This window comes from Caldisericum sp., from assembly GCA_022759145.1.
Taxonomy (GTDB): Bacteria; Caldisericota; Caldisericia; order Caldisericales; family Caldisericaceae; genus Caldisericum.
The window spans coordinates 1-5,562 of record JAEMPV010000147.1 but is presented as its reverse complement, the minus strand read 5'-3'; the positions used below and the strand labels follow the sequence as shown (position 1 = coordinate 5,562).

The 5,562-nt window shown below is 34.4% G+C and carries 3 protein-coding genes; all 3 read left to right on the top strand.

What is annotated here, in order from left to right:
* The coding region (locus tag JHC30_07925) for a hypothetical protein (GenBank protein MCI4464068.1) at nt 1-997 on the top strand (997 nt) is incomplete at its 5' end.
* Nucleotides 998-1,069: 72 nt separating this feature from the next.
* Nucleotides 1,070-4,222 carry a hypothetical protein gene (locus JHC30_07920; protein ID MCI4464067.1) on the top strand — a complete coding sequence of 1,051 codons (3,153 nt, stop codon included), beginning with the start codon at nt 1,070-1,072 and terminating at the stop codon, nt 4,220-4,222.
* A 22-nt stretch (nt 4,223-4,244) separates the two neighbouring features.
* Entirely contained in the window at nt 4,245-5,093 is an 849-nt protein-coding gene (locus tag JHC30_07915; protein ID MCI4464066.1) for a hypothetical protein, read from the top strand.
* Nucleotides 5,094-5,562 lie beyond the last annotated feature (469 nt).

Below are 5,562 nucleotides of genomic sequence, written 5' to 3'. Positions count from 1 at the left end.
TCCTGATACATATCTCGTAAACTTCAACGGAAAAACGATAGAGTTAGTAAAGTTAGGCGATGTAGCAAAAGTGGTAGTTGGATTACAAACAGGGGATAACGATTATTACTTAAGACAACTTCCAGATACAAGAGGGAATTATCAAGAAATTGATTTGAATCTTGTTTTGAAAGAAGATGAACTTGAGAAAATACGAAACAACGAGAAATTAAGAATGGATATTATAGAAAATGGTATCTGCACAAACCCAGCACACAAAGCACATCAACACAGGTATTTTGGCGGCAGGTATTTTGTGCCTTACGATAAGGGCGGGGCATCAGACATTGAAGAAGGGTGGCTGCCCAACTATTATGTGCCAACTCCATATTTTATTGATTGGTCAGAGGAAGCTCTAAAGAGAATGAAAAGTCTGACTATTGCAGATGTACATAGAAAACAAGGTAAACCAATTCCATCTGAAAGAAAGTATTATGAAAGTCAAATTGCAGCAGTTTTTCGTAATACCGATTTCTATTTCAGAGAAGGGATAACAATTTCCTACACCGGATATTATGCACCTATGTTTCGAATTAAGGGTGTATCTATTTTTGATGTTGGTGGTTCTTCAATATTTCCTTCTGTAATCTCAAGTTATTTGGCAATTGGGATATTAGCATCCAAAGTTGTAAAATTGCTTTCAAAGTGTTTTATTGATAGCACAGTGAATTTTCAAGTAGATGAAGTTAAAAAAATTCCAATCGTTTATAATATTCCTGACAATTACAAGCAAAAACTTACTCAATTAGTCTCTTCCATCATCGCCCACCAGAAGCAAGACCCTCGTTACGATTACATGACCAACGAGCAGGTTGAGATTGACAAGCTTGTTTATGAGTTGTATAACCTCAATGAAGAGGACATCCAGGAAGTCGAGAACTGGTATTTTAGACGCTATCCGAAACTTGCGAGGATAATTGAGGCGAAATTGAAAGGTGCGAAAAATGATAACAAGTAATTGTGTTTCATTAAGGTGCAATTACAGCAACTTGTTCAATACTAAACTTAAAGAATTAAAGGGAGGTGTAGAATGGACTACTTAGACATTATTGACAACAGAAGGAATTTCCTTAAGGATGAAGTGAACCATATATTGTCATCAACAGAAGAAGCTAAATTTGCCGTTGGTTATCTATTCCTGTCTGGATTTAATGAAATTATTCGTAATATTTCTCATCTCAAAGAACTTAAACTGATTATTGGAATCGCATCCGATACAAAGACTATCGAAGAAATTTCAGAAGGTATAGCAAGAAGAGAGGAACTTGAAAATGTTGCAAAAAGACTTTCATATCAAAAACCAGAAGAGAGGGAAAAAATTATAAATGGCTCAAAGTATAAAATAGGGCAAAGCATTGGTGGACTTGAACAATCCGAAGAAAACGAAAATATGATACTCTCTCTCAGGGATCTTATTGCAACAGGTAAAGTCAAAGTGAGATTGTATACCAAGCATAGACTTCATTCAAAAGCGTATATATTCAAGTACAAAAGGGAGACAGCTGAACAAACAAGGAGCGAAGGAATAGCGATAGTAGGAAGCAGCAATTTAACGCTTGCAGGTTTTACGCAGAGCACGGAGTTAAACGTATATGTGCGAGGAAATGAAAATTTTAAAGAGATTAATCGTTGGTTTGAAGATCTGTGGAACGAATCAGAGGATTTTAGCAAGGAACTTCTAGAAACGATTGATAACAGCTGGGCTTTAAAATATGCCAATCCTTATGATATTTATATATTGACACTCTACAACATTGTAAGATCCAAAATGCAGTTCAGAAGCGGTGTTCTTTGGAATTGGAGCGGAATGCCACAGTTGTACAGATTTCAAAAAATAGCTGTAATGCAAGCATATGAAATTTTAAACCGATATGATGGAGTTTTCATTTCCGATGTGGTGGGACTTGGTAAGACATTCGTTGGTTCTGCACTGCTTAAACAATTGAATAAGAGAGCAGTTGTCATTTGCCCTCCTCGCCTGAAAGATATGTGGGAAGAGTTTGGGGAGAAATTTAAAATTGACATTAAAACTATCTCCCTTGCTGCCCTAAATAGAGGTGTTTTTGATGAAGAAAGTATCCTCTGGAAATACAGGGATAGAGATGTTGTTTTGATTGATGAAAGCCACTATTTCAGGAACTCGGATACGCTACGATATCGCGAGGTACAACCTTTTTTGGTTGGGAAAAAGGTAATACTTTTGACAGCAACTCCGCAGAATACTTCAATATGGAACATATACAACCAGATGCGACTGTTTAACCAGGAAGGGTCTAATAACTATCAAGTAAAAGGAGGTTCTCTTAAAGAATTTTTTAATCTTGTGGAAAGAAAAGAAGCCAAGATTCAGGATTTGCTCAGCAAGGTACTAATAAGACGAACAAGAAGACATATTCAAAAATACTATCAATCACTTGAGAATGTTCCTATCGAATTTCCAAAAAGAGAACTAAAAACTATTTCTTATAACATCGATGAAACATACAATAATCTCTTTGAGAAAATTGAGAATGCGTTAAAGAAACTAACCTATGCAAAATACAATCTATGGTCATATGTAAAGGAAGAAAAACAGAACGAGGCAATTTATATGGACCTTAAAAAGGTAACAGGAACCCTCAAAGGATTGCATAAGGTGATGTTATATAAAAGGCTTGAAAGCAGTATTAATGCCTTTGCTAAAACAATTGAAAGACTGCTTGCAATTCACAAAAAGTTCTACGAAAGCCTTGAGGCAGGCATTATCCCTGCAGGAGAAGAAGCGCAAGACTTGATTTATAACGAAGACATTGAAATACCAGACGTGCTAGAAGAACTGAAAGAGGTTTCAAAGAAGTACAATGTAAGCGATTTCAAGATGGATAAACTAAAGCAAGACCTCAAAAAAGACATTGAAATATTGACAGATATAGAAAAATTTTTAGAGAATGTCTCGAATTCAAGCGACAAGAAGCTTGAGGAACTTGAGAAAATTTTAGTTAATCATAAGAAAGAAAAGGTCTTGATATTTTCTGAATACGCAGACACTGTTAAATATATTTACGAAAGATTAAAGGGCAAAGTTGAAAATCTATCTTTTGTGACTTCAGAAACCAAAGATGCAATATCTATTATAAGAAGGTTTGCTCCTAAGGCTAATGGATACAAGTTGAAAGACAACGAATCGCCTATTGATGTTCTTGTTTCTACGGATGTATTAAGTGCTGGGCTGAACCTTCAAGACTGTGGAATTATCGTGAACTATGATTTGCACTGGAATCCTGTGCTTCTGGTTCAAAGAGCAGGTAGAATCGATAGAATTGGAACTGAACACGAAACTATCAGGATTTATAACTTCTTGCCGCATAAGAGAATTGAAGAAAGAATTTCCCTTAAAGAAAGACTATCGAGGAGAATTCAGGAGATCCATGACCATATTGGAGAAGATGAAAAAATACTGGATGAATCTGAGAGACTTAATGAAGAAGCCTTGTATGCAATCTATGAAAGTATGGACATTGAGAAGTTAGAAGAAGAAATCGATGAGGACGAGTTTAATCTTGACGAAGCTGAACTACTTATAGAGACATTGGAAAGGGAAAAGCCTGAATATATGAATTACATAAAAACTCTACAACCAGGAACGAGAAGCTGTAAAAAAGGCGAGAACTATCAAGGAGTTTTTGCTTATTTCAGAAAAGGAGATATAGACGGCTTATATATCCTGGATAAAAAAGGTGAAATTGTACAAGATATAGGGAAAGTAATATCAGAAATCAGATGCTCAGCAGAAGAAAAGCAGCTTAGCATTTCCAAAGAAGATAAGCAATTGTTATTCACTGGTTTAAAACAATTGGAAGAATATTTTAAAAAGGATTACCAAAGTAGGGTAGAATCTGAATCGCAAAAACCCCATGTTGTTGTCGAAGTAATTAAAAAACTTGCCGATCTAAGAAAAAAAATGAAAAATGAAGAAGACTTGACATCGATAGATATAATAAGTAATGCATTGAGCAGGGGAATTCCTGATGAGGCATTAAAAGAATTGAGGAAACTCGAAAAAACCAGTCTAGATGATAACGAATATTTAAGTAGTCTTGTTAAGATTTATAACAAATATAAACTCGGTAATTTACAACCTTCTGAGAAAAAAGAACAAGAATATGAGGCTATTGAACTAATTTGTTCAGAAGTATTAAAGTAATACTTAAAAAGCTGAAGGAGGTGTGGCAATGGACATTTACTCAGTAAAAAACGGAAAGTTGACTTATGTAAAAGAAGTTGATTTTCAAACAAAGAAGGACATGCAGGAGTTGTGTGATAATAACCTAAAGGAGCTATTTAATCTAGAACTTGTCAAATCTCATCTTACTATTAAATCTGTTAGCATTGATACTCTTGCATTTGATCCAAAAACAAACGCCTTTGTTGTAATTGAGTACTTGAAGAGTGTAAATCTCAATGCTATTAAACAAGGCTATAGTTATTTGTATTTAGTTGATAATAACAGATCGGATTTTATGTCTATGTTGAACGAAAGAGGAATAAGGTCAATAAGGAAAAATGATATAAACTGGAGTAAAGCGCGTGTTTTATTTGTTGCTTCTTCGTTTTCACTAAATCAAGAAATCAATTTTGATGAACAAACACCATTTGAATTGTGGCAGATTAAAAAGTATGCGAATGATATAATAACTCTTGAACAAATAAAATTAGTCGTTAATACAGAAGACAAACATCTATCAGGTGTTCCAGATGATATAAAAGAACTTTATAAAAAAATTAAGGGTTTAATACTATCAATTGATGACAATATTAGGGTAGAACCGAAAAAGCATTATATAGCATTTATTACCAAGACAAATTTTACAGACATTGAAATTCACAAAAAAGAATTGAAAATTTACTTGAATCTCAAAAAAGGTAGCCTGAATGATAATAAAAATTTAGCAAGTGATGTTTCTAATGTGGGTCATTGGGGAAACGGAGATTATATGGTACGTGTCAATAACAATACTGATTTAGACTATCTTCTGACTTTAATTAAGCAATCCTACGAGAAAAATAGTGCTTGAAAATAAATAGATTTAAGACTATATTTTCGAAAGATAAGTCACCAAAAGAATGCTTTAAAGATTATCTACAATCGGTCCAGAGGTTGCCATAGGTATCACGCTTATTGATTCTGAAATGACTCTTCTTGCAGAGAAAACCCTTCCCTGCGTTCATGGTGGCGGTTGATACGGAGACTCCTCGCAAAGTCGGCTCGGGGTGACGTCGTGGGGTCATCTCGAGCGAAGCGAGAGATCTCCGCTTTTAATTCTTTGTTTAAAAGTGATTTTTCTCTTCCATAAAAATAATTTTCTAAAACGTGCGAAAAATATTTGAAAAATACTTTTAAAGTCATAAAATGTAGAAAAGAAGGAGGAACTAAAAAAAAATAGGAAAAGTTTTACTTACCACCTTTAATCCCTTACGGCTTAACCGATGAGGAAATAAAAATTATAGAAGGAGGCGAATAAATGCCAAATAATGAATTGTTAT

Bases quoted from the DNA above. Each gene is read 5' to 3' on its own strand.
- JHC30_07920 (MCI4464067.1), top strand. From the start codon at position 1,070: ATGGACTACTTAGACATTATTGACAACAGAAGGAATTTCCTTAAGGAT.